This is a genomic window from Archangium sp., from assembly GCF_057119385.1.
Genome location: NZ_DBNGVP010000183.1, coordinates 1 through 24,992 on the forward strand (window position 1 = coordinate 1; position 24,992 = coordinate 24,992).

The window sequence follows — 24,992 nt, forward strand, 5'->3', positions numbered from 1 at the left end:
CGCCGGGGCTGGGGGAAGGCACCCGTCTCGAGGTACTCCCGGGCCCACCAGCGGCCCTCGGCACTCGCCTTGCGGCGGATGGCGGCGATGGTGCCGTAGAGCCACGCTGGAAACTCGAGCACAGGGGAGTGTTCCGTATTCATGGCCTCGCGCCCTACCACAGCGGTCAGATGCGCCTCAAGCGCCAGGCACCCGCTCAGCGGCAGTCCGCGGGCACATGGCCAACATGCTCCTCCCCCCTCCTCAATCCCTCGGCGCCCCTCCCCTGCGCGAGAGGTCCGTCTGGATCGCCTCGAACTGCTCCAGGGCCGCGCGCAGGTCGTCCACGATCTCCCCGGCAATGACATCCGGTGCTGGCAGGTTCGCGGAGTCCTCCAATGACTCGTCCTTGAGCCAGAAGATGTCCAGGCTCACCTTGTCCCGCTGGAGCAACTCCTCGTACCCGTACGAGCGCCAGCGCCCCTCCGGCGCCTTCTTCTCGGACCACGTCGCCTTGCGCTGGTGCCGGTTCTCCGGCAGGTAGCAGGCAACGAACTCGTCGAGATCCGCCCGCTTCAGCGGGTTCGTCTTCAGCGTGAAGTGCTTGTTCGTGCGCAGGTCGTAGACCCAGAGCTTCTCGGTCCACGGCTTCTCCCGGCCCGGCTTCTTCTCGAAGAACAGCACGTTCGCCTTCACGCCCTGCGCGTAGAAGATGCCCGTCGGCAACCGCAGCAGCGTGTGCACCTCGCACTCGTGGAGCAGCTTGCGGCGAATCGTCTCCCCCGCTCCGCCCTCGAAGAGCACGTTGTCGGGCACCACCACCGCCGCCCGCCCGTTCACCTCCAGCAGGGTCTTGATGTGCTGCACGAAGTTGAGCTGCTTGTTGCTCGTGGAGGCCCAGAAGTCGTCGCGCACGACGGTGAGGGCCTCTTTCTCCTGCTCGCCCTCCTCGTTGATGACGGTGACGGAGGACTTGCGGCCAAAGGGCGGATTGGAGAGCGCGATCTTGAACCGCTTGCCCGGGTCGCCGCGAATGGCGTCATCCACCACGACGATGGGAGTCTCATCCCCGCCAACGCCGTGGAGCAGCAGGTTCATCGTGCACAGGCGGGCGGGCGTATCGGCGATCTCCCACCCCCGCAGCGCCTCCAGCTTGAGGTGTTTCTTCTGGTCCTTGTCGAGCCTGTGGTTCCGGGCAATGTAGTCGTGGGCCGCGAGCAGGAAGCCGCCGGTCCCCACGGCCGGGTCCACGAGGGTCTCCCCCGGCTTGGGCTGCATCACGTCCACGATGGCGCGGATCAACGCTCTCGGGGTGAAGTACTGCCCGGCCCCGGACTGGCTGGCCGTCTTCTCCAGCAGGCCCTCGTAGGCGTCGCCCTTCACGTCGGCGTCGAGGCTCGACCACTGCTCGCGGTCCAGCAGGTCCACGATGAGGCGGCGCAGTTTCGCCGGGTCTTGAATCTTGTTCTGGGCCTTGCGGAAGACGAGGCCCAGCGTCCCCTTCGACTTGCCCAGCGTCTCCAGCAGGTGGCGGTAGTGGGTTTCGAGCGCGTCGCCCTCCTTGCTCATCAGGCTGGGCCAGTCGAAGCCCTTGGGAAGGAGCGATGGACGGTTCCACGGAGCCTGGGTCTGCTCGTGGGCCATCTTGAGGAAGAGCAGGAACGTGAGTTGCTCGATGTAGTCGCCGTAGGAGAGGCCATCGTCCCGGAGGACATCGCAGTAGTTCCAGAGCTTCTGGACGATTTGGGCCGAGTGGTTGCTCATCGCGTTGCCTTCTTCATCTTGGGGACAGCGGTGGCCTGCTTCGCTCGGCCCTGTTTGGGTAGAGGCTTGTTCTCCACAGAGACAGAGATGCGCTCAAGGAGCTTGGAGGCAGGTTCGTCTTTCGGGCTCTGCGGCACTAGCGCGCCCTCGAAGGCAAGACGAAGGATCGCTTGTCTCAGATGCGCGGCACGAACAAGTCCTGCCTGCACAGAAGCTTCGGAGGCATCAATAATCGAGAATTGGTCTTCGACTTCCTCGATGATGCGGAGTTGCTCCTGTTGCGGAGGAAGCGGGATGGCAATGCTTCGGATTTCGCCGAGATTCAGCCGAGGTCTGCCAACACCATGCACCTTGTCGCTCAGAAGAGCGCGAGTTGTCTCGCTGTTGAGCGTGGCAAGCAAGTACCTGCTCTGAGCGAGGGCCGCATCAGGTTTGAAGCGGACGCAGTCCGCCTTGACAATGGCGTCACCGAGCGACTCCGGGATCGAACACGCCCGAGGTGGTCGTTCACTCAGAGCGGCTATCACGAGATCTCCGGGATAAACGCGGTGCTTTTTTAGGCGGTCAAAGTGGTCGCGAGAAATGTGAGCGTGTTCGTCGAGGAATCGCCCCTCACCGATATTCTGAAGGCGAACGACTCGGGGGCCTGCTTCAACGTAGTGTTCAGACTTTAGGTTCGACCCAAACGGACCATCTGTGATCGAGTTCGGCTCGTCTGCGGCGAGTTGCTCAAGGGTCGCCCAAACCCAGCCGCTGGGCAGTGGTGGCAGGGCAGCGGTATCTGGGACGGCGGGCTCGATGTATTTCGCCTTCCACTTGTCGTCCTTGGGTAGCTTGCCGGCCGCCTTCATCTTGGCGAACTGGTCGGCCTCCCAGCGGGCGCGACGCTCCTTGATGATGCGGGCGAGCAGCCTTTCGGCGGGCTCGTAGTCGCGCTTCTCGCGGCGGGCGAGTTCGGCCTCGGTCGGAACCAGACGCCCCTCGCACGCGGCCTTCAGGACCGAGGCCCGGTAGCGCTTGAGCTGGGCCTGTACGCGCTTGAGTGCGGCGACTCCGGCATCGAGACGAGTGAACTGCCGCTCAGCCTCTGAAACGATGCGTTCTTGCTCTGCACGAGGCGGCAATGGAAGAGCAAGTGCGAGCATCTTCTCCAAGGGAAGGTGCGCAATCGTCGTTTGTGACGTTGAAGCTTGTCCTGCACCGTGTTGGAAAAAGAGCTGAAGGAACTTCGTGTTCACCACGTCGCAGCGCGGGCGCACTCGGTGGAGCGCCTTCTGGTACATGTACTGGCCTGACTTCCCACTGAAGACTGCGGCACGACCCGGTTCGCCTCCCTCGCAGACCAGTAGGTCCCCGTCATTGACTTGATAGCGAGCGAGCTCGTCGGACTTGAAACCCATCAGCTTCACGTCGGTAAAGTCGATATGTCCCCAACGAACATTCTCGTTTCGTAGGTAAGGAAGCTGGGCGAGGCCCTTTTCGTAAGCCTTTGGGGAGAGCATCTTTCCGAGACGCACCTCGGCGACGGTCCCAAGAGTTGTCCACGCCCACTGGGGCGGCAGCGGCTGCTGACGATCATTCACGCGACCAACACCTCATTCAGCTCTTCGAGCAGCTCATCGAGCTTGCCCGCGAACACCTGATGGACCCGTCCGAGCCCGCCCTTCTGGTTGAAGGGCACGTCCTCGAAGTCGTCCCTCTCGATCCTGAAGCTCGCGGCGACGTGGTCCTTGATGAGCGCCAACCACTGGCGCTGCTCCTCTGAGAACTTCCGTCCCCGGTTCTCCTGCTGGGCCAGCCAGTTCTGGAACCGCTCCTCCACCTGATCCGTGAAGGGCACCAGCTGCCGGTCCTTGTGGAGCGCGAAGCGCACCAGCGACACGATGTCCGTGAGCAACCGCTGGCCTCCAGCCCCTCGCACCTTCGACTTGTCGAGCGTCTCGTACGCCCGCCAGAGCGCCTCGGGCGTCCACGTCCGGGGCGGGGCCTTGATGTCCTCGGCCAGCGCCTTGATGTCCTTGAACGTGAGCCGCTTCGCGTACGGCTGCGAGTACAGCACCTGGATGGCGGTGAGCTCGTCCTTGTGCTCCTCGATGTACTGCTCGAAGGACTGCACCAGCCCGCGCGCCTTCTCGGTGGCGGCGGCGTCGAAGCCCGCTCCCAGCACCGTGTCCACGCTGACCGTGTCGAGCGTCTGCTCGAAGCTGCGCTTGATGAAGGCGAGCTCGTTGCGCAAGTCCGGGTTCGCCGCCAGCGGAGCCACCGCCGCCCGGATCGCCGCCTCCGCAGCCTTGGAGACCTGCGCCGCCGTGGGCTCTTCTCCAGTAAGTAGCTTGTTGGCCACCCGCGCCGCCTCGACGTGCCTGTCCGGATCCAGCGCCTCCACCAGCCCGCCCACCAGCTCTTCCAGCGACTTGCCGTGGGCCAACCGGGCGAGCCGCTCCTTCTCGGGCTTGCCCAGCCGTTGATTCATCCGGGCCAGACGGCTGGCCAGCGAGGAGATGACCTCGCGGTCCGTGCCGCCGGCGGCCACCACGTGGAGCAGCTTGTCGAAGGCCACGGCGGGCTGCTTCTCCAGCGGGCGGGTATCGACGAAGTCGCTCTCACACATGCCCACGCAGTCCACGAGGATGAAGTGCGTCTTGGCGGGGGCGTCGGGCGTCACCGACTGGAGGTCGCTCGGGCTGATGACGCGGACCCCGCGCCCCTTCATCTGCTCGAAGAAGTTGCGGCTCTTCACCGTGCGCATGAACATCACGATTTCCAGCGGCTTGATGTCGGTGCCGGTGGCGACCATGTCCACCGTCACGGCGATGCGCGGGTTGTAGGAGTTGCGGAACGAGGAGAGCAGATCCTCGGGCTTGATGCCGGTGGCCTTGTAGGTGACCTCCTCGACTTCCTTGCCGCCGGGCCCCTTCTTCTTCGTGACGAGGCGAGCGGTGCCGGTGCGGTAGGTGATCTTCTCGCAGAACGCGTTGCCCTTGCCGAACTCCTCGCGGACGACGCGGACGATGTCGTCGGCGTGGGAGTCGTCCTTGGCGAAGATGAGCGTCTTGGGGACTTCCTTGCGGCCGGGGAAGATCTCGGTGAAGAGCCGGTCCTTGAAGGTGCGGATGACGGTGCGCAGCTGATCCTCCGCCACCACGTCCCGGTCGAGCTGGTTGGCGGAGTAGGTCAGGTCCTCATCGAGCTTCTGCCACCGGACGGCCCGGGACTCGCGGTCGCGCTTGTCCACGAAGAGGCCCGCCTCCACCTTCGAGCCGCCCTCGGTGATGCGGGTGCGGATGCGGTACACGTCGAAGGGCACGTTCACGCTGTCGCCGACGGCGGCCTCGTGGCCGTACTCCATGACGAGGTTCTGGTGGAAGAAGCCGAGGGTCTGCTTGGAAGGCGTCGCGGTGAGGCCGATGAGGAACGAGTCGAAGTACTCCAGCACCTGGCGCCACAGGTTGTAGATGGAGCGGTGGGCCTCGTCGGTCCACAGGAAGTCGAAGAACTCGACGGGGATGCTGGGGTTGTAGGGGACCGGGAGCGGCTGGGTGCTCAAGTCGGTGAGCGTGGTGAAGGCGGAGATTTCCTCGTCGTCTTCCTTCAGCTCCTGGCCCGAGAGCATGGAGTAGACGCGCTGGATGGTGGCGATGCAGACCTTGGCCACCGGGTCGAGCTTGTTCGAGGTGAGGTGCTGGACGTTGTACAGCTCGTGGAACTTCCGGCCGTCGTCTGGAGTGACGTACTGCTGGAACTCCTTGAGCGTCTGGCGGCCGAGGTTGGCGCGGTCCACGAGGAACAGGACCCTCTTGGCTCCCCCGGACTTGATGAGCCGGTAGATGGAGCTGACCGCGGTGAAGGTCTTCCCGGAGCCGGTGGCCATCTGGATGAGGGCGCGCGGCTTGCCGGCGTACAGAGAGGCCTCGAGGTTGCGCACGGCCTTGAGCTGGGCGGGCCAGAGGCCCTTGGGCTCGACGTCCGGCATCTGGCGGAGGCGCAGCCGCAGGGTGGAGGGCAGGAGACTGCGCGGCGCGGGCTTGCCGTTCTCGAGGGGGAGCAGCGGGGGTGGGTTCTGCTCCGGGTCGAGCCACTCGGCCAGTGTCTCGGGCGTGTGGAAGTGGAAGAGGCGGCGGCTGCGGGGTTCCGGATCCAGGCGGTTGGTGAACTGCGTCTCCACGCCCGTGCTCTCGTAGAGGAACGGCAGCGGGACGACATGGGCGGGGATGAGGGGGGGCACGCCACGCGCGTACTTCTCCGACTGCACCTCGATGCCGGTGAGGAGGGTGCCCTCTTTCTTGGCTTCGACGACACCGGCCAGCTTCCCGGCGACGTAGAGGGCGTAGTCGGCCTTGCCGTGGCCGCGTGCCAGGGGGAACTCGCGGACGGCCACCCCCAGCCCAGCGGCGAGGTTGAGCTCGGCGAAGTCCTGGACGTGCCAACCAGCGCTCTGGAGCGCAGCGTCAATGTTCTCGCGGGCAGCAGCTTCGGGCGTCGGCATCAGGGCGCCGATTTTCGCTGAAAGCCCCGCTCACGGCGATCTCAAAGTACGCTTCCGGCTGGGGCCCTCCTTTGCTGGGCGTGAATCGAACCCGTCAGCGGACTCCTGGAGCGCGCTCACTTCTCCAGATGGTCAATCATGGACTGGAGCGGCGGCTCGGGGTTCCGGTCCCACAGCCTGGTGGCCCAGCTGCGCTGATCCAGCAGCCCCGCGTTGATGTTGTTCGTCAGGGTATCGACCTTGGCCGGGGTCTCGAGTCTGGCCGCACTCGGGTTCCTGGCCGCCATCCTCCGCCACGTCTCGGATGGAGGGGCAGGGCCTGCCAGGCGGAGGGCAGCAGGCAGGTGAGCACGGGTTGCGGCACCACGCGCCTGGAGCCAGCTTCCGCCTGAGGAGGCGAGCACATGAAACATCTGGGTCGGACGCTGCCCTTCCAGGGGCCCGAGGGCCAGTTCGTTCCGGACAGCATCGCGGAGGTCAAGTACCTCCGTCTCGGCGGGATCGAGCAGTGGGTGATGATCCGTGGCGAGAGCGTCGCCAATCCCCCGCTGATCCTCCTCTACGGCGGGCCAGGCCTCACCGAGATGGGGTTCTTCCGTCACTTCAATGCGCCGCTCGAGAAGAGCTTCACCGTCGTCTACTGGGACCAGCGCGGCAGCGGCAAATCGTTCGACCGCAAGCTCCCCAGCTCCTCGATGACCGTCGAGCAGTTCCTCTCGGATCTCGAAGAGCTGGTCGATCAGGTCTGCAAACGCCTCGGGAAGAAAGAGGTGGTGCTCTACGGGCACTCCTGGGGCTCCGCGCTCGGCGTCCTCTATACGGCGCGGCACCCGGAGAAGGTCGCGGCCTACGTCGGAAGCGGACAGGTCGGTGATTGGGCGGCGGGCGAGTCGTCATCGTATGACTACGTGCTCGCTGAAGCGCAGCGCCTCAACCACCGCAAGGCCTTGAAGAAGCTGCGCGCCATCGGCCCCCCGCCCCATGATGCCAGGCGCTTGCTGATCGAGCGCACCTGGGCGCAGCGGCTCGGGGGCGAGCTGAGCGCGAGGACCTTCTGGACATGGGGACGAGTTCTTCTCGGCGGGCCGGAAGCATCGGTCTTCGATCTGCCCAACCTGCTGCGTGGCTTCCGGTTCTCTCTCGACACCATGTGGGCCGAGGTTTCGAAGCTGAATCTCCTGAAGGCCGCACCCGTCCTGCAGGTGCCCGTGTTCTTCTTCCTCGGACGCCGCGATCACTGGGTTCCGAACGAAGCCAGTCTGGCCTATTTCGAAGCACTGACCGCGCCGTCGAAGAGACTCGTCTGGTTCGACGAGTCCGGACACGAGCCGTTCGTCGATGAACCGGCCAGGTTCAATACCTTGATGGCCGAGCTGGTGCGGCCGGTCGCGGTCTCTCCTCGGAAGCAGAGAGCGCCCGATTTACTGCCCGTCTGATTCGAACGCCGGTGCTGGAGCGTGGAGCTCACGCGAAGCGAGCCATTGCGAAGCGTGACAGCTCCCAGGGAATGGGGTGGTCCGTGGCCATCCACGCGGCGAGGCGGCCGAGCAGGACGGTGAACTTGAACCCGTGCCCGCTCAAGCCGCCCACCACCGTCACCCGAGGCTCTCCCGGCAGCCGGTCCACCACGAAGTCCTCGTCCGGCGTCATCGTGTACAGACACACCTTCTCCAACACCACGCGCGGCGACAAGCCAGGCAGGTGTTCCGCGCACGCCTGACGCAGCGGCTCTCTATCCGACTCGTGCACCTCCCGGTCCACCCGGTGGGGATCCGTGGGCAGGCCCGACTGATGCAACGCCACCTTCACGCCGGGCTGCTGCCCATCGTACGGAAAGCCATAGGAGTTCGCGCCGAAGTCGATCCACACCGGAAAGCGCTCCGCGCTGAACTCCGCCAGTGGCGCCGAGGGCTCGAAATGACAGTACACCTGCCGCGTCACCGTGAACGGCAGGGACACGTGCCCCGCCAGCAGCCGGGCCGTCCAGGGCCCCGCGCACACCACCACCCGGTCGAACTCGAGCACCTCGCCTCCCGCGAGTACCAGGGCGATGCCTCGCGCCCGCGGCTCGAGTGCCTCCACCCGCGCTCCCGCACGCACCTGGGCACCGTGCGCCGACGCAAGCCGGAGCTGGGCACGCACACACGCGGAGGCCCGGAGGAAACCCGCCTCGGGCTCGAACACCCCCGACTCCCCTGCCCGCAGCCGGAACCCGGGGAACCTCCGGGCGCAGGCGGTGGCATCCAGCTCCTCGAAGGGCACCCGGTGCGCTCCGAGCGCCCGGCGGATGGCCGCCAGCTCCGGATGCTCGCTGGGAGCGAAGAACAGGCCTCCCGTGCGCACGAAGAGCGACTCCCCCGCCTCGCGCTCCAGCGCGTCCCAGAGCGGGTAGGCCTCGCCCATCAGCGACGTGTAGAGCCCATCCGTGTACGTCTTGCGGATGATTCGCGACGAGCCATACGAGCTGCCCTGATCATGGTCAGGCGAGAACTGCTCCACGACGGTGACGGAGTGTCCCTCGTGAGCGAGGAACCGGGCCGTCGCGCTGCCCACTCCTCCCGCTCCCAGAATCGCGATGCGTGCCATTCCGCCATCTAACCGCAGTCCACCGTGCACTTGCAGCTCTTCGGGCAGAGGGCTCAGGGGCGCGGCAGAAGGACCACGGCCGCCAGCGCGGCCGCGAGCCCGATGCACAGCGGCATGTAGAGCCGGTCGTCCATCTGGGCGAAGCGGCGCCGAGCCACGCTCCTGACCTCGGCCTTCCATCCTTCCTATACTCCTCCGGACAGGCGGCGGATATCGGCCCCCGCTCGCGTGCCCGGCCATGGAAACCCTTCCTTCTCCCCCGCCCCCCGCCTCGCGCTCCTGGCTCCTGGAGCGGCTGGACTCCCTGCTCTCGGAGTCCCTGCGTCACGGGTCGCCCACGGACCTCGTCCGCTACCGGCTCGTGGTGGGCACCGCTTGCTTCTTCATCGTCTTCAACCTGCTCTACACGGTGGCGGCCGTCTTGTCGGGCCTGCCCCCCTACCCCAGCCTCGCCGCCTGTCTGATCTACGCCAGCGTCCTGCTGCTCACGCGCCACTCGGCCACCATCGGGCCGCCCACGGCCCTGCTGTTGACGGCCTTGTCGCTCGTGCTCATCGCCGCCGCCTGGGAGGGCCATTCCCCCTTCATCAGCACCCACGCCCTCTGCACCCTGATCCCCGTCATCGCCGTGTACCTGTCCGGCGCTCGCGTGGGGCTGTTCATCACCCTGTTCCTGCTCGTGACCCTCAGTCTGGGCTACCCGCTCTACGTCACCCTCGTCCAACCCGTCATTCCGCCTCCCACGCCGTACCTGATGTGGATCGGGCACATCTTCGCCGGCCTGGCGCTGGTGGGAGCCTGGGGCGTGGGCTCGCTGCACAACGCCGCGCGGGACTCCGCCCAGGGCTCGCTCGAGCGGACGCTGAAGGCGCTCCAGCTCAGTGAGAACAAGCTCAGCACCCTCGTGGAGAGCACGGAGGATCCGGTGCTCTCGCTGGACAAGAAGGGCCGCCTGCTGACCGCCAACTCCGCGGCGAGGCGGCTGCACCTCCAGCGTTTCGGCCATGAGCCCGGGGTGGGCCAGCCCTTCTGGATGGAGCCGGAGCGCCGCCAGCGCTGGGCCCCGCACGTGGCCCGGGTGCACGCCGGCCAGCGCGAGCGGTTCGAGGAAGAGTTCGAGGTCCAGGGCTCCCGCCGCCTCATGGACATCAGCCTCAGCCCCCTGCGGGATGGGGACGGCCAGGTGGTGGGGCTGACGCTCTTCGCGCGGGACATCACCCCCCGCCGGCAGGCCGAGGCCCGGCTGGAAGAGATGCACCGGACGCTGCTGGATGTGTCCCGGCAGGCGGGCATGGCGGAGATCGCCACGGGCGTGCTCCACAACGTGGGCAACACCCTCAACAGCGTGAACGTCTCCACCAGTCTCGTCATGGACCGGCTGCGCCTGTCACGTGTCTCCAGCCTGACCCGTGCCGCCCGGCTCCTGAGCGAGCACACCGTGGAGCTGCCCACCTTCCTCACCCGGGATCCGCGGGGCCAGCAGTTCCCGGCCTTCCTCCTGGCCCTGTCCGAGCAGCTGGAGGAGGAGCGCGACGCCCTGCTCCAGGAGATGCGCTCCCTGAGCGAGGGGGTGGAGCACATCAAGTCCATCGTCAGCATGCAGCAGCGGCATGCGAGCTCCGCGGGCGTGAGGGAGCAGGTGGCCATGCCCGTCCTCATCGACGAGGCGCTGCGCCTGCACGCCGCGTCCTTCGAGCAGCTGGGCATCCGCGTCGAGCGCGACTACGCCCCGGTGCCGCCGCTCTCCGTGGATCGGCACAAGCTGCTGCAGATCCTCGTCAACCTGCTGAGCAACGCGCGGCATGCGTTGATGGACAGCCCGCGGAAGGACAAGCGGCTGAGCATCGGCATCCAGCGGGCGCCTGACGGAGAGCGGGTGCGCATCGAGGTGAAGGACAACGGCGTGGGCATCGCCCCGGAGAACCTGCAGCGCCTGTTCACGCAGGGCTTCACCACCAAGAAGACAGGCCATGGCTTCGGCCTGCACATCAGCGCCCTGTCCGCCAAGGAGTTGCACGGGCGGCTCACCTGCGACAGTCCTGGCCCCGGCCAGGGTGCCACCTTCACCCTGGAGCTGCCATTGGAGGAGGAGCCCGGGCCAGGGCTGGTGAAATGAGCCCCCCGCGCCGGCTCCTGGAGCCGGTGCCCCGGTCTGAGCGGGGACGCCCGCATCAGCGCGCGCGTCCCGCGGGAGTTGCTCGAGAACGACACTATTCGACGGTGACGATTTCCGAGAGGGTCTCCACCCCCGTGATGGGGATGGGGAGGCGGAGGAACACCTGGCGGAGCAGATCGTTGCCCGGGGTGGTGTTCACGTCGAAGGTGAAGACATACGACTTGCCCGATGACAGCAGGCCGGGCGGCAGCCGCAACCGGGTGTCATCCGTCAGCAGGGTGCCCACGAGCCTGCTCACCGTCGCGGAGCCCTGTGCCGAGAGCTCCTGGACGAAGACGATGTAGTGCATGTCCGGCAGGGAGACGGGGGCCGTCCAGCTCAACTCGGGGGTGGTGGTGTTGAGGGTGACGGGTTGCCGGGCGTCCTGGCCGCCGATGCGCGGCTGCAGCACCGGACCATACGGAAACGCAATCGTCTTGGAGAGGAGGCTGGGAAGCGTGTCCGTGATGGAGGCGCCACCAAAGAGAACCACCGGGCTCGTGGTCCCGGGAAGCTGGTAGGGCACCGCATAGCGGACGGCCGCGACGCCCACGGCGTTCCAGCTCGCGGGATAGGGATTGGCATAGGTGAAGGTGGCGTGCATCTGAGCCACGCTGGGCCCCTGGGCGAGCTCGAAGAGCCGGGGGAGGAGGCTCCGGTAGCTGTAGGAGAGCGGCGCGGGCAGCACGTCGAAGACCATGGCCTCCGAGACCACGGTGGCGCGCGGGTGCACGGCGCTGGCCAGGTTCCTGTACGAGGCGAGGTCCCAGTGGATGGAGGCCGTGAGCGCGGGGGGCTCGGTCAGGGTGCCGGAGAGGGTCTGCCTCTCGCCTGGCCGCGCCTGGAACTCCGGTGCCTCGAGGAAGCGGCTGACGGAGCGGTAGGGCAAGGTCTCGCTGGTGCCCTCGGGCGTGGCGGTGCGGCTGGTGAGCTGGGTGAGCAGGCCGCGATCTCCCCGGGCCGGGTCCACGAGCGGCTGGCCGGCGCGCACCGTATAGGTGAAGCTGCCCGAGGTGGCCGCGGTGGCGATGGAGGGCGTGAGCCGGAAGCGCGCCACATTGGCGTTGAGCGAGAAGAGGGTGATGCCGTCCGTGGCCTGATACGGGTGGAGGTTGTCGAGCTCGAAGACGACTTCGGCGGCGCCGGCATCCGCGGGCTGGGTCACGGCATCCGGCCGGCCGAGGAGCTCCGTGGAGAGCTCCAACCGCCGTGAGTCCGTCACCACGAAGAAGTTGGGCTCGGCGCGCAGGTAGTACGTGCCAGCGGGGACGTTGGGGATGGTGAAGGTGCCATCCGCCCTGCCCTCCCCCGGGTAGGTGACGAAGGTATCCCCCTCCAGGACGAGCGCCTGCGGGGGCGCGGCCGAGAGATCCACCGGGATGCGGACCTCTCCGGTGCTCGTCATGGAGAGCACGGCCCGTTGTCCCGAGACGTCGGGCAACACTCCAGCATCCGGAGTGGGGCTGTCAGGCGGCGGGCAGGCGCTCAGGACAAGTGCCAGAGAGGACAGCAGGGAGGCCAGGATTCGATTCGGAAGCATCGTCACTCGCTCGGTGCACGGGTCCCCTGGAGTGGAGACCGGCGCGGCCTTCTAGCAACGCGAGCGGCTTGAGGCGGTGGGAATCATCGCGGCTCGTCGCCGGTGCTGGAGCATGGGGCTCACGCGAATCAGGTGTCCAATTGAAGACAGCAACCCGATCATGCCAGACAGCCTGGCATGGGCTGTATAGGGTAACGAGGAGCCACGGTTCTGGTGGTGAACTCCAAGGCGGCACGTGGCGTGGGCGGCAGGAGTGCACTCGAGGATGATGGGCCGCAGGGGGGCCGGGGCTTCATCCACTCGGAGAATGGCCCATGACACCTCGCCGCTGGCGTTCGCGTATTCCCCTGTTCCTTCTCGCCTGGCTCGCGCTCCCCGCCCAGGCGGCTCCACCGCTCCCCACGCCCACGTTGCTCCGCGACATCCGCCCGGAGGCGGCCGAGGCGCTCGGCCACGTCGGTAGCGAGATGGGCTCCGCGGGGGGCCTCGTGTACTTCGAGCATGCACCCGCCTTCGATACCTCCCACTTCGACATGGTCGACAACGAGGTCTGGAGAAGCGATGGAACCCCCGAGGGCACCTTCCGGCTGGCGGACATCTACCCGGGACGTACCGGCTCGTCCCCCCAACACTTCGTCACCCTCGGCTCCCAGATGCTCTTCCTGGCCCGGGACGACTGGGGCGAGGGACTCTGGAAGTCGGACGGCACTCCGGCGGGCACGGTCCTCGTCCGGCACGGTCCTCCCCGGCAGTTCATCGATCCCTCCGGGAACTTCCCCTCGGCGGAGCTGAGCGGAACCCTCTACTTCAACGCGCGCCTGGACGAGGCAGGCGCGGAGCTCTGGAGAAGTGACGGTACCCCCGAGGGCACCCGTCGCGTGAAGGACCTGACCCCGGGACCCGCCGACACCAGCCTTTTCATGCTGACTCCCGCGGGGAGCACGCTCTTCTTCATCACCGGGGAGCGAGAGGGCCCCCACACGCTGTGGAAGAGCGACGGGACGGAGGCGGGCACCCTCGAGGTGTGGGAGGGCGCGCCAGAGGGTCCACCGGTTGAAATCCGTCAGTTGGTCGCGGCGGGCTCCACCCTTTTCATGGTGACCCGGTCCAATGGGAAGGAGCAACTCTGGCGGAGTGATGGCACGGCCGCGGGGACCCTCCAGCTCCTGGAGTCCTCCTGGATGATGAGCGCTGGCATCGCCTTCGGCGAGCGGTTGATCATCCACGCCGAGGGCGGCCTGTGGCGCAGTGATGGCACGAGCGCGGGCACGGTGCTCATCTCCTCGACGGTGTACGGTGTCCGGGAGATGCGCGCCATGGGGGGCGCGGTGCTCGTCCTCTCGGACTCCGGGCTCCACAGGACCGATGGCACGCCCGAGGGGACCTCGCGGTTGGCGTCCAACACCTGTTTTCCCGATCGCCTGGCGGAGGTGAACGGGCGGCTCTTCTTCACCGGCAGGAACAGCGGCGGCTCGCGCGAGCAGGAGCTGTGGACGAGCGATGGCACGGCTTCGGGCACCGTCCGGCTCGCGGTGCTGGGGGTTCGCTCCTTGCGGGCTCCCGAGCGTTCGCCACTGGTGGGCCTGGGTGGTCAGCTCTTCTTCCTCTACGAGCGCGGCGACGGGGGGCTCGAGTTGTGGGGGAGCGATGGAACGCTCGCGGGAACCCGGCGGGTGTACACGCTGAGCGAGCCCGGCAGCACCCTCCGTCACGGCAGCCTGTTCTCTGTCCGCGACAGGCTCTTCTTCGATGTCCGGCCCTCCGACGCTTCGAGCTCCCGGCCCCAGCTCTGGGTGAGCGATGGCACCGCCGAGGGGACCGCGCCACTCCGGCGCCGTGCGGCGCCGCTCGGCTCCGGCGCCGCGCCGATGGAGCAGGTGGGGAACACCCTGCTGTTCTCCGTGGAGGATGCGCGAGGACTCGAGCTGTGGAGGAGCGAGGGCACCGAGGCCAGCACCACACGTGCCAGGGTCATCCGGTCCACGGCTCCGACCGAGAGTGCTCGAGGGTTCGTCGCCGCGCCCCATGCCCGCCTGGGGGAGCAGGTCTTCTTCTTCGCGGATGACGGGGTGCACGGCCACGAGCTGTGGAAGAGCGACGGCACCGAGGCGGGCACCCAGCTCGTCAAGGACATCCGCTCCGGCCCGGAGTCAGGCTTCCAAGAGTATGTCTGGCTCGCGGAGACGGACAGAGCGCTCTTCTTCGTCGTGGATGACGGGGTGCACGGCTTCGAGCTGTGGAAGAGCGACGGCACCGAGGCGGGCACCCAGCTCGTCAAGGACATCCTCTCCGGCCCGGAGTCGGGCTCGGGTTTCGAGTACCAGGCCGCGACCGTGGGCGGGACGGTCTTCTTCTTCGCGGATGACGGCACTCATGGTCTGGAATTGTGGAAGAGCGATGGAACCGGGTCCGGCACCGTGCTCGTCAAGGACATCCGCGCCGGTGCGCAGCCAGGTATCGGGCTGCCCTTGATCACGGCCGTGGGTGGGGAGGTCTTCTTGTTCGCGGACGATGGCGTTCACGGCGTGGAGTTGTGGAAGAGCGACGGCACCGAGGCGGGCACCGTCCTCGTCGCGGATCTCACGCCCGGAGCGCCAGACTCGAGCGTCGATTACCTGCCCGCCGCGGCCAATGGCGCCTTCTACTTCACGACGCGGGAGGCCACCGGCGGCACCGTGGTGTGGAAGAGCGATGGAACGGGAGCGGGTACCCGCGCCCTGAGGACCCTCCAGGCCGGCGCCTCCGATGCGGAGTCCCTCAACACCTTCTTCACGGCCCTGGGGAGCCAGGTGTTCTTCGTGGGCTATGAGGCCGAGCACGGCTACGAGCTGTGGAAGACGGACGGTACTCCCGAGGGCACGGTGCGCGTCAGGGAGCTACGCCCCGGGCCCGCGAGCGGGGTGCTCGGTCCATTGCTCGCGCTGGAGGACGTGGGCCTGCTGCTCTTCTTCGGGACGGATGGGGTGCACGGTCTCGAGCCGTGGGTCACGGATGGCACGGCCGGTGGCACCTCGCTCCTCGCCGATCTGGCTCCCGGCCCGGACTCCTCCGTGTTCGGCTTCTTGCGGCGCTTCGGGGATCGCGTCGTCCTCCTGGCCGATGACGGGGTGCACGGACTGGAGCCCTGGAGCTTCGTGGTCCCGGATGCCCTCGCGCCCACTCTCACCTGCCCGCAGGATGTCCGTGCGCAGGCCACGGAGGACTCGGGCGTCGAGGTGACGTACCCGCCCGCCCAGGCGAGCGATGACCGGGGAGAGGTCTCGCTCACCTATAGCCAGGCCTCCGGCACCCGCTTCCCCGTGGGCACCACGGCCGTGTCCGTCACCGCCACGGATGCGGCCGGCAACAGCAGGCAGTGCGCTTTCGAGGTGCATGTCCAAGCACCCGCCGTGCAGCCGCCCACAGCGCAAGGGTGCGCCTGCCGGACGGCGGGCTCTTCCGGTACGCTGGCCTCATGGGGCCTGGTGCTGATGCTGGCCCTGCTGAGACCGCGCCGCCGCATCCCGCGCTGAGCGCATGACCGGCGGAAGCCATCGGGTTGCCGCCGCATGGACTTGCGCACCTGGCGCGCGGAGCGGCTTGGGGCGGTGGGAATCCAGGCCCGCTGAACATGCATTGACAGGCATATGCCCCCATCAGCATATAAGGGGCATGCCGAGCGCGTTCGAAGTCGTGGCGGAGCCGAACCGCCGCCGGATCCTGGACCTGCTGCGCGAGGGGCGCCGTCCCGTCGGGGAGCTGGTGGATCGGCTCGGGCTGACGCAGCCCACCGTGTCCAAGCACCTGCGCGTGCTCAAGGACGCTCGACTGGTGGACGTGGAGCAGGACGCGCAACGGCGGCTGTACCGCCTGCGTCCGGAGCCCTTGCTGGAGCTGGACTCGTGGCTCGCGCCGTACCGCGAGCTGTGGTCCCGGCGGCTCGACGCGCTGGAGCGGCACCTGGACACCCTGGCGGACGAACCCCCCGCCCCCACCCGCCGGAGCCCGGCCCCGAGGAGGAAGTCATGAAGCACGGCACCCTGACGACGAAAGGCAACAAGGTCGAGCTCCGGTTCGAGCGGCGGCTCGCCCACCCGCCCGAGAAGGCCTCTGTCACGCGAAGAGCGACGCGGACACCGGCGAGCAGTGGCGGGACTTCGACGAGTACCTCGTGGTGCTGGAAGGCCGCTACGTGCTGCGCATCAATGACCTGGACATGGAGCTCGGCGCCGGACGGGAGTTCGTCATCCCCCGCGGCGCGCGCATCTCGGGACGGTTCACCGCCGGGACGCGGACGATTCACGCCTTCGGGGGCAGGAAGTTCGAGCGGGCGAACGCATCGGGAGCGCGGACCCACGCGTGAGCGGTAGGATGGGCGCATGGGACCCTCGGACAAGTCGGATGGCGCGGCGAAGGCGGAAGCGCTCCTGAAGGCACTCGAGCCGTGGCTGAACAAGCACCGGCGCACCGCCTGGCTGCCCCAGGTGAAGAACGGGCCCGGGCCCGCCCACGGTTCACGCTTCGGCGGACTGCCGTGGCTCGCGAGCGGTGAGAGCCACCCGGCGTGTGGGAACTGCAAGCAGCCGCTCCGGCTCCTGCTCCAGCTCAACCTGCTGTCGCTTCCCGAGGAAGTGCGCCAGCGGCTCGGGGCGGGGCTGCTGCAGGCGTTCTACTGCGAGCGCGAGGACTGCGAGCAGGAGTGCGAGGGATGGTCTCCCTTCAGCGAGGCGCATCGGATCCGCATCATCGAGGTGACCCGGGGGAACATGGCCGCCCCGGCGGGGAAGCCGTTTCCGCCCAAGGAGATTACCGGCTGGAAGCAGGCCGAGGACCTGCCCTCACCCGCCGAGCACGAGGAGCTGGGGCTCGACTTCGACTACGACTTCGAGGCGAACACGGTGCGGATCCGTTGTCCGGAGATCGGGCTCGACGCCCCGCCCATCGGAATGGACGAATTGCAGGCGGAGACCGTGGCCAACGCATCGATGGGGGACAAGCTCCTGGGCTGGCCGCACTGGATCCAGGGCGTGGAGTATCCGGAGTGCCCCCAGTGCAAGACGCGAATGGAGTACGTGTTCCAGATTGATTCCGAGCACAACCTCCCGCTCATGTGGGGCGACATGGGCACGGCCCACATCACGCGCTGCCCCACCCACCCGGACGTCCTCGCGCTCGGGTGGGCGTGCGGCTGATCACAGTCCATGCCGGGCGCACCAAACGAAAGGCCGCCCCCCGGTACGAGGTGGCGGCCTTCGTGCTTCCCGTGCCCGGGGCACGGACTAGCCCTGCAGCTTGATGTTCTTGAGCACCGCCAACCGCGGGTCCACGAACGTCGTGTCACAGCCGCACTGCTTCTCGTTGAGGTTCTGGCCGCACTTCATGCACAGCCCCTTGCACTCCTCGCGGCACACCGTGTTCATCGGCAGCGCCAGCAGCACCTGCTCGCGGACGATCGGCTCCAGGTCGATCACCTTCCCGTCGAACACCTCCTCGTCCGCGTCATCCAACCCGAACGAGCCGCCGCTCTCCCCCGTGCCCTTGTCGTCCTTCTCCTCGTCCTCGTCCACCAGGCCCTCGCCCCGGGCGAGCGACTCGGGAACCAGGTTGATGGTGAAGGACACCGGCAGCTCCAGCTTCGACTCCGTGAGGCAGCGCTTGCACTCGGCCACCACGCGCGAGGTGAACTTGCCCTCGAGCAGCACGCCCCCGCTCAGCTTGCGCAGGCTCGCCGAGACCGCCAGGGGCTCGAGCGGCCGGAAGCCGGACCCCTCGAGCGCGGCTCCGAGCGCTTCCAGGCTCATCTCCTTCTTCACCTGGAGCCCTGTGTCGCGAATTTCTTCAATCTTTACGAGCATCTACCCAAGTTCCTATCAAAAAGGGGCGCGCATCATGGTGAGGGTCCCCCCCGCAGTCAACGCGCCCGAGCCTCCATAGATGTCACAGGCCGTTCACCGTTGCGGGAGTGTCCTCGCGCTAGAGGGCTGTCTGGCCGTTTGCTAGGGTAGGTGCCAATGTCCGTCCGGCGGAATCGCGTGGTAGCCAGCATCGTGGTGGCGAGCCTGCTGTCCCCCGGCGCCTCGCTCGCCCGGCCTCTCTTCCCTGCCCCCCTGCTCTTCCAGGTGGCACCGGCGCGGCCGGAGATCGCCCGGGCCCAGGCGCAGATCAGCGACGGCGACTTCGAGGAGGCCGTGAAGACGTTGGAGGCCGGCCTCGACGCCCCCGACGTCACCGATGATCAACTCGTGGAGCTCTACCGGCTGCTCGGGCTCACCTCGCTGTACCTCGGGGACGAGGCGCGGGCGCGCGAGGCCTACGAGATGCTCCTCCAGGCCCGGCCGGACTACGAGCTGCCCCGCACCGCGCCTCCGAAGATCCGCACGCTCTACGCGCGCATCAAGGAGGACATCAAGAACCGCCGCGTCCGGCCCGTCACCCTCCAGGTGGACCCCATCCCGGATGCCGGGGGCGGCACGCCGGTGACGGCCGAGGCCACCATCCAGGACATGGCGCTCGGGGCGCGGGCGCGGCTCTTCTACCGGCGCGCGGGGGCCCAGGCGTACAGCTCGGTGGACTTCACGCGCGACCGGGCCAACAAGGAGCGCTTCACCGCCACCCTCCCCGCCTACGAGCTGCCGGCCACGGCCTCGGCCTACGAGGTGGAGTACTACTTCGAGGTGGCGGACGCGGCGCAGCGGCGGCTGGCGGGCCGGGGCGATGCCTTCAACCCGCTCGTCTTCCAGGTGGCGCCCGAGCCCGGCACGGTGGCCACGCCCGGCGAGCGCCCCTGGTACAAGAGTCCGTGGCTCTGGGTGGCGGTGGGCGCGGTGGCCGTGGCGGGCACCGCCGGCGCCGTCGTGTACGCAACCTCCGAGGAGCGCGGCCGCGTCCCCATCACCATCCGGGTCAACCCATGAGCCCGCGTCCCTCCCTCCTCCTCCTGCTGGGCACCACCCTCACCGCTGGCTGCGGGGCGCCGCCCGAGTCCGGAAACGGCTTCCCCCTGGAGCTGACCCTCTCGCGCGCCGTCGCCGACGAGCTGGGCGCCTTCCAGGTGGTGGTGCTGCCCGAGGGCAAGTCCCGCCGCTGTGGAGACCTCCAACGCACCTGCCTCAACCAGCAGGTGAAGCAGGATGAGGCGCTCGTCCTCCAGGGGCCGGACGGCAACAAGGCGCGCGCCCTGCGCTTCCCCGCGGGGCTGCAGAGCGGGGCCCAGGAGCTGCTCGTGGACATCCCCGTGGGCCGCGACTACGTCGTCGTCATCGAGGCGCTCTCGCGCTCCAATCCGCCGCGCTTCCTGGGCAGCTCCTGCAACTACCTGGAGTCCGTGAGCGCCGCCCGCAACGAGCCGCTCATCGCCGCCGCCATCACCCCGGCGGCCGTGGAGTGCGATCCCTCCTTCGCTCCCTGAGCGCGGGCGGACGGGCGGACGAGCCCTGTCACAGAGGCGTCACGTGCTCGTCATTCAACCGCCACCCCCAATCTGGTAGGCCACGGGTGTTCAAACCGGGGGGCTGGAGGGACGATGGCGCGCATCCTGATCATCGAAGACGAGCAGGACCTGTCCGGACTGGTGGAGTACAACCTGCGGGCGGCGGGGTTCGAGGCGGAGGTGGCGGGCACGGGAGCGACGGGCCTGGCCCGGGCGCGCGCCAACGTGCCGGACCTGGTGCTGTTGGACCTGATGCTGCCGGACCTGGCGGGCAGCGAGGTGCTGCGCATGCTCAAGAGCGACACCGAGCTGCGCAAGGTGCCCGTCATCATCGTCAGCGCCAAGGGCCAGGAGTCCGACCGCGTGCAGGGCCTGGAGCTGGGCGCGGATGACTACGTGGTGAAGCCCTTCTCGGTGCGCGAGCTGCTGCTGCGCGTGAGGGCGGTGCTGCGGCGCGCGGACGTGGACGAGGGCCCGGCCGCCCAGCTGACCGCCGGGGAGATCCAACTGGACACCTCGCGCCACCAGGTGCGCGTGAAGGGCCAGGAGGTGGTCCTCACCGCGCTGGAGTTCCGCCTGCTGCGCACCCTGCTGGAGCGCGCCGATCGCGTGCAGACGCGCGAGGTGCTCCTCTCCGACGTGTGGGGCATCCAGGCGGAGATCCACACCCGCACGGTGGACACGCACATCAAACGCCTGCGCGAGAAGCTCGGCCCCGCGGGCGACATCATCGAGACGGTGCGCGGCGTGGGCTACAAGCTCAGCCCTCCGCCGCGCGGCTAGAAGCCCATGCCCCTGCGCCTCTTCCTGCTTCCCCTGCTCGCCCCCGCGCTCGCGGCGCTCGTCCTCTTCCTGCTGCTGGGCTGGAGGTTGGACGCGCTCTTCGTGTCGCTCGCCACGCTCACCGGCTCGCTGCTGACGCTGGTGGCGGCCCGGGACGCGCTCAAGCGGCAGCTCCTCTCGCTCGCCCGCCAGGTCCGCATCCGCGCCGAGGGCTCCCCCTCCACCGGCAGCCGCGAGGACGAGCAGGACCGGCTCGAAGAGGTGGCCAACCTCCAGGGCGCCATCGACTCGCTCCACCAGCAACTGTCCGCGCGCAACGCCGGCCTCAACCAGGAGTCGCGCACCCTCACCGCCGTGCTGGACGGCATGGCCGAGGGCATCTGGGTGACGGACGCCGAGGGCACGGTGGTGCGCCACAACGACGCCCTGCGCGACATGCTGCAGACGACGGGGGACATCATCGGCCAGCGCCCCCTGGCGCTCCTGCGCAACGACGCGCTCAACGAGGCCGTCATCCGCGCCTGCCGCGAAGGTGCCTCCACCCGCCTCGAGCTGCCGCTGGAGGGCCTGTTCCCCCGCACGCTCGCCATCCGGGTGACCCCCCTGGGCAGGGATCTGCCCGGCAGCGCCGCCGTCTTCCACGACGTCACCGAGCTGCGCCGGCTGGAGAAGGTGCGCAAGGACTTCGTCGCCAACGTCTCCCACGAGCTGCGCACCCCCATCACCGCCATCCGCGGCTACGCCGAGACGCTCCAGGGCGGTGCCCTCCAGGACGCCGTCATGGCCCCCAAGATGGTGGACATCATCCACCGCCAGTCCGAGCGCCTCTCGGAGCTGGTGGAGGATCTGCTCGAACTGTCCCGGTTGGAGTCACGGGAAGTGAAGTTGCAGGTGACGGACGTGCCCCTGGCGGTGGCCGCCTCCCGGGCCGCCGAGGTGGTGCGGCACAAGGCCCAGGGAAAGAAGATTACGGTCGAGCTGAACGTCCCCCCGGGGCTGATCGGCCGGGGAGACGAGCGGGGGCTGGAGCAGGTGCTGCTCAACCTGCTGGACAACGCGGTGAAGTACACGCCCGAGGGAGGGCGGGTGGTGGTGACGGGCGCTCTGGAGGAGGGGCGGTGCGTGGTGCACGTCCGGGACACGGGCGTGGGGATAGAGCCCAAGCACCTGGCGCGGATTTTCGAGCGCTTCTACCGGGTGGACAAGGGGCGGAGCCGGGACATGGGGGGCACGGGCCTGGGCCTGTCCATCGTCAAGCACCTGATGAGCGCCATGGGGGGCGAGGTCCGGGTCGAGAGCCAACCAAACGAGGGCTCCACCTTCACGATTTTCCTTCCGGCGGCGGTGCCCACGGCGTCGGCGACGGGTTAGGATGGGGCGGCCATGCGGGTCGCCATCCTCGCCGACATTCACGGGAACCTCCCCGCCTGCGAGGCCGTCCTCGAGGACATCGCCCGCGTGGCGCCCGACTACATCGTGGCCGCCGGGGACCTGGCCCTGCGGGGCGCCCACCCGCGCGAGACGGTGGAGCTGCTCTTCGATCGCTGTGATGCGATCCTCATGGGCAACACCGACTGCTACCTCGCCGGCCACTACCTGGGCGGGGCCTACCGCGAGCGCGACCACTGGAAGACGGAGCTGCTCCAGTGGACGCGGGATCAGCTCGGCGAGCCCTGGCTCAAGAAGCTGGGCGCCCTGCCCTTCTCCCAGCGCTACTCGCCGCGCAAGGGGCAGGACCTCTTCGTCTGCCACGCCAATCCGCGCAACCTCGAGGACTCGTTGGACCCGACGTTGGACGAGGCCACCGTCCGGCGCTACTTCCAGAACCTGGACGCGGCGGCGTGTGCCTTCGGCCACCTGCACTTCCCCTACCGGCGCCGCGTGGGCCGGCTGCTGATCGCCGACGTGGCCAGCGCCGGCATCCCGCGGGATGGCGACCTGCGGCCCGCCTACGGCGTCTTCACCTTCACGCCCAAGGGTTGGCGCGTGCAGATCCGCCGCGTGCGCTACCCGGTGCGCAAGGCCACGCAGGCCCTCACGGCGCGCCGCGTGCCGGGCGGTCCGCTGCTCATCCACAAGCTCGTCGAGGCGCGCTACCGCCACCACAAGGCGCTGATGGAGGCCGCGCGCCGCCACTCGGGACTGCCTCCGCCGGGCCCGGTGCTGCGCCCGCCTCCGGGGGCCAACATCCCCCACACGCCCACGCCGCTCGAGCTGCCGGTGGTGGCCCCGCCCATGCTGCTCAAGCAGGCCGTGGGCGACGAGGAGCGCCACCACGCCACCCCCGTCGACGAGGAGCCGACGCAGATCTCCGGCGTGCTGGATCTGGACGGCTGACGCGGGACGGCTGACGCGGGAACGTTGCTTGCCTCGCTGTCCCCGGCGGCCTGGGGACGCGGCCCCTCCCTCACCCGCGCGGGTGCGCTCGCGCTGGACCTGGACGAGCTGCCTGGAAAATTGCGCAAGGGCACCGCGCTCGCGCTCCACCCCGAGGGGAAGCACTTCTCCGCCGCGTGGCTTGCCGCACCGGGCCGGACGCTTGTGCGTTACAACGATTCTCAATCTCGGTAGCAAATGTTACAGAGTTGTCGCAAGCACGTCACCCCGGTGCGAACGCCGGGGCCCAGAGTGCGCCGCCGCCATGCCACACGTCCTCATCGTCGATGACGAACGCGATCTCGCCGAGCTCATTGATTTCAATCTCCGCGCCGCCGGGTTCTCCACCCGCGTGGCTCCCACGGGCGAGTCGGCGCTGTCCGCCGCCCGGGAGCAGCCCGCGGACGTCATCCTCCTGGATGTGATGTTGCCGGACATCTCCGGCGTGGAGGTCTGCCGCCAGCTGCGCGCCGCCGCCAACACGCGTGACGTGCTCATCGTCATGCTCACCGCCAAGGGCGAGGAGGCCGATCGCGTCCTCGGCTTCGAGGTGGGCGCCGACGACTACGTCACCAAGCCCTTCAGCGTCCGGGAGCTCGTCCTGCGGCTCAAGGCCATCCTCCGCCGCAGCGCTCCGGCCCGGGACGAGTCCGCGCCCGTGAAGCTCGGTCCCCTCACGCTCGACACCTCCGCCCACCGCTTCTACGTGGACGGCAAGGAGGTGTCGCTCACCGCGCTCGAGTTCCGACTGCTCGAGTACCTGATGACGCGCGTGGGCCGAGTGCAGTCGCGCGAGCAGCTGCTCGAGGAGGTGTGGGGCCTGTCCAGCAACCTGGAGACGCGCACCATCGACACGCACGTCATGCGCCTGCGCGACAAGCTCGGCCCCGCCCGTGCCTACCTGGAGACGGTGCGCGGCGTGGGCTACCGCATCGTCGAGCCGGGCATGGCCTGAGCGTCGTTGCGCATTTGTCACGCCCCGTCCGTCAAACAGCCACGGACGGCGCATACAGGGTGCCTACCGTTGTTCCACACCGCGTGGAACGAATCGGGAGACATCCACATGAAGACGTTCATCGCTTCGATTGCCGCCGTGCTGCTGCTGGTCCTCCCCGGCGCGGCGCGCGCGGGCACCGTCACCGTCAAGGGCTCGGACACCATGGTCATCCTCGGCCAGCGCTGGGCCGAGGAGTTCATGAAGAAGAACGCCTCCACCCGGCTGCAGGTGACGGGTGGCGGCTCGGGCACCGGCCTGGCGTCCCTCATCAACGGCACCACGGACATCGCCATGTCCAGCCGCCCCATGAAGAAGGAGGAGGCGGACAAGCTGAAGGGCGCCAAGGCGGCCCCCACGCAGATCGCCGTGGCCAGGGACGGCGTCACCTTCTACGTCAACGAGTCCAACCCGGTGAGCGCCCTCACCCAGGAGCAGCTCCAGGGCATCTACCTGGGCGACATCACCAACTGGAAGGAAGTGGGCGGCAAGGACGCCCCCATCGTCCTCTACTCGCGGGAGAACTCCTCGGGCACCTACGTGTTCGTGAAGGACCACGTGCTCGGCGGCGAGGACTACGCCGCCACCGCCCAGACGCTGCCCGGCACCGCCGCGGTGGTGAACGCCGTGGCCAAGGAGAAGAACGGCATCGGCTACGGCGGCTCCGCCTACGCCAAGGGCATCAAGGAGCTGAAGGTCAAGAAGGGCAACGAGGAGATCGAGCCCAGCGAGGCCAACATCAAGAGCGGCAAGTACCCGCTCTCGCGCGACCTCTACTTCTACCTGCGCAACGCGCCGGCCGGCGAGGTGAAGGCCTTCATCGACTTCGCCCTGTCCGCCGAGGGCCAGGCCATCGTCACCAGGGTTGGCTACTTCCCGGTGAAGTAGTCCTCCAGGCCGAGGCCCCCCGCGCGTCACGCG

20 protein-coding genes are annotated in these 24,992 nt (G+C 68.3%); 13 read left to right on the forward strand and 7 right to left on the reverse strand.

What is annotated here, in order from left to right:
• Positions 1 to 243: 243 nt before the first annotated feature.
• The 4 genes from AC16DP_RS42715 to AC16DP_RS42730 form a co-directional block, all read right to left on the reverse strand.
• Positions 244 to 1,743 carry a class I SAM-dependent DNA methyltransferase gene (locus AC16DP_RS42715; protein ID WP_329730456.1) on the reverse strand — a complete coding sequence of 500 codons (1,500 nt, stop codon included), beginning with the start codon at positions 1,741 to 1,743 and terminating at the stop codon, positions 244 to 246.
• On the reverse strand, positions 1,740 to 3,326 hold the full coding sequence (locus AC16DP_RS42720; RefSeq protein WP_329730455.1) for a restriction endonuclease subunit S: 1,587 nt from the start codon (positions 3,324 to 3,326) through the stop codon (positions 1,740 to 1,742). The genes AC16DP_RS42715 and AC16DP_RS42720 overlap by 4 nt, the downstream gene beginning before the upstream one ends.
• A complete protein-coding gene (locus tag AC16DP_RS42725; protein ID WP_329730454.1) occupies positions 3,323 to 6,229 on the reverse strand; it encodes a type I restriction endonuclease subunit R in 2,907 nt (968 codons plus the stop codon). Before AC16DP_RS42725 ends, AC16DP_RS42720 begins: the two co-directional genes overlap by 4 nt.
• 116 nt (positions 6,230 to 6,345) lie before the next feature.
• A complete protein-coding gene (locus tag AC16DP_RS42730; protein WP_329730453.1) occupies positions 6,346 to 6,516 on the reverse strand; it encodes a hypothetical protein in 171 nt (56 codons plus the stop codon).
• 117 nt (positions 6,517 to 6,633) lie between these two features.
• Between AC16DP_RS42730 and AC16DP_RS42735 the strand changes: the two genes are divergently transcribed.
• Positions 6,634 to 7,665, forward strand: a complete 1,032-nt coding sequence (locus tag AC16DP_RS42735; RefSeq protein ID WP_329730452.1) for an alpha/beta fold hydrolase — start codon at positions 6,634 to 6,636, stop codon at positions 7,663 to 7,665.
• Between the two features lie 28 nt (positions 7,666 to 7,693).
• Here AC16DP_RS42735 and solA read toward each other — a convergent pair whose 3' ends face one another.
• The gene (solA, locus tag AC16DP_RS42740) at positions 7,694 to 8,815 is read right to left on the reverse strand and encodes an N-methyl-L-tryptophan oxidase (protein ID WP_329730451.1); all 1,122 of its coding nucleotides are present in this window, start codon (positions 8,813 to 8,815) and stop codon (positions 7,694 to 7,696) included.
• Between the two features lie 238 nt (positions 8,816 to 9,053).
• On the opposite strand from solA, the gene AC16DP_RS42745 reads away from it, so the two are divergent.
• On the forward strand, positions 9,054 to 10,931 hold the full coding sequence (locus AC16DP_RS42745) for a two-component system sensor histidine kinase NtrB (RefSeq protein ID WP_329730450.1): 1,878 nt from the start codon (positions 9,054 to 9,056) through the stop codon (positions 10,929 to 10,931).
• A gap of 94 nt (positions 10,932 to 11,025) precedes the next feature.
• Here the strand turns inward: AC16DP_RS42745 and AC16DP_RS42750 are convergent, their stop codons facing one another.
• Positions 11,026 to 12,510: a peptidase associated/transthyretin-like domain-containing protein gene (locus AC16DP_RS42750; protein WP_329730449.1), complete on the reverse strand. Its 1,485-nt coding sequence runs from the start codon at positions 12,508 to 12,510 to the stop codon at positions 11,026 to 11,028.
• Between the two features lie 314 nt (positions 12,511 to 12,824).
• Between AC16DP_RS42750 and AC16DP_RS42755 the strand changes: the two genes are divergently transcribed.
• The 4 genes from AC16DP_RS42755 (at position 12,825) to AC16DP_RS42770 (ending at position 17,681) form a co-directional block, all read left to right on the forward strand.
• On the forward strand, positions 12,825 to 16,022 hold the full coding sequence (locus AC16DP_RS42755; RefSeq protein ID WP_329730448.1) for an ELWxxDGT repeat protein: 3,198 nt from the start codon (positions 12,825 to 12,827) through the stop codon (positions 16,020 to 16,022).
• Positions 16,023 to 16,161: 139 nt separating this feature from the next.
• A complete protein-coding gene (locus tag AC16DP_RS42760) occupies positions 16,162 to 16,518 on the forward strand; it encodes an ArsR/SmtB family transcription factor (protein ID WP_329730447.1) in 357 nt (118 codons plus the stop codon).
• A gap of 142 nt (positions 16,519 to 16,660) precedes the next feature.
• On the forward strand, positions 16,661 to 16,852 hold the full coding sequence (locus AC16DP_RS42765) for a cupin domain-containing protein (protein WP_329730446.1): 192 nt from the start codon (positions 16,661 to 16,663) through the stop codon (positions 16,850 to 16,852).
• Between the two features lie 16 nt (positions 16,853 to 16,868).
• Positions 16,869 to 17,681 carry a DUF1963 domain-containing protein gene (locus AC16DP_RS42770; RefSeq protein WP_329730445.1) on the forward strand — a complete coding sequence of 271 codons (813 nt, stop codon included), beginning with the start codon at positions 16,869 to 16,871 and terminating at the stop codon, positions 17,679 to 17,681.
• An 87-nt stretch (positions 17,682 to 17,768) separates the two neighbouring features.
• Here AC16DP_RS42770 and AC16DP_RS42775 read toward each other — a convergent pair whose 3' ends face one another.
• Complete coding sequence (locus AC16DP_RS42775; RefSeq protein ID WP_329730444.1) at positions 17,769 to 18,344, reverse strand: YceD family protein; 576 nt, start codon at positions 18,342 to 18,344, stop codon at positions 17,769 to 17,771.
• 177 nt (positions 18,345 to 18,521) lie between these two features.
• Between AC16DP_RS42775 and AC16DP_RS42780 the strand changes: the two genes are divergently transcribed.
• From AC16DP_RS42780 to AC16DP_RS42810, 7 genes are all read left to right on the forward strand, one after another.
• Positions 18,522 to 19,403, forward strand: a complete 882-nt coding sequence (locus AC16DP_RS42780; protein ID WP_329730443.1) for a tetratricopeptide repeat protein — start codon at positions 18,522 to 18,524, stop codon at positions 19,401 to 19,403.
• On the forward strand, positions 19,400 to 19,897 hold the full coding sequence (locus AC16DP_RS42785) for a hypothetical protein (RefSeq protein WP_329730442.1): 498 nt from the start codon (positions 19,400 to 19,402) through the stop codon (positions 19,895 to 19,897). Before AC16DP_RS42780 ends, AC16DP_RS42785 begins: the two co-directional genes overlap by 4 nt.
• Positions 19,898 to 20,011: 114 nt before the next feature.
• Positions 20,012 to 20,701, forward strand: a complete 690-nt coding sequence (locus AC16DP_RS42790) for a response regulator transcription factor (RefSeq protein WP_329730441.1) — start codon at positions 20,012 to 20,014, stop codon at positions 20,699 to 20,701.
• A gap of 6 nt (positions 20,702 to 20,707) precedes the next feature.
• Positions 20,708 to 22,072, forward strand: a complete 1,365-nt coding sequence (locus AC16DP_RS42795; RefSeq protein WP_329730440.1) for a sensor histidine kinase — start codon at positions 20,708 to 20,710, stop codon at positions 22,070 to 22,072.
• 12 nt (positions 22,073 to 22,084) lie between these two features.
• Positions 22,085 to 23,038, forward strand: coding sequence for a metallophosphoesterase family protein (locus AC16DP_RS42800; protein WP_329730439.1), 954 nt, complete (start codon positions 22,085 to 22,087; stop codon positions 23,036 to 23,038).
• 304 nt (positions 23,039 to 23,342) lie between these two features.
• Positions 23,343 to 24,032 carry a response regulator transcription factor gene (locus AC16DP_RS42805; protein WP_329730438.1) on the forward strand — a complete coding sequence of 230 codons (690 nt, stop codon included), beginning with the start codon at positions 23,343 to 23,345 and terminating at the stop codon, positions 24,030 to 24,032.
• 108 nt (positions 24,033 to 24,140) lie between these two features.
• Complete coding sequence (locus AC16DP_RS42810; RefSeq protein ID WP_329730437.1) at positions 24,141 to 24,959, forward strand: phosphate ABC transporter substrate-binding protein; 819 nt, start codon at positions 24,141 to 24,143, stop codon at positions 24,957 to 24,959.
• Positions 24,960 to 24,992: the final 33 nt, after the last annotated feature.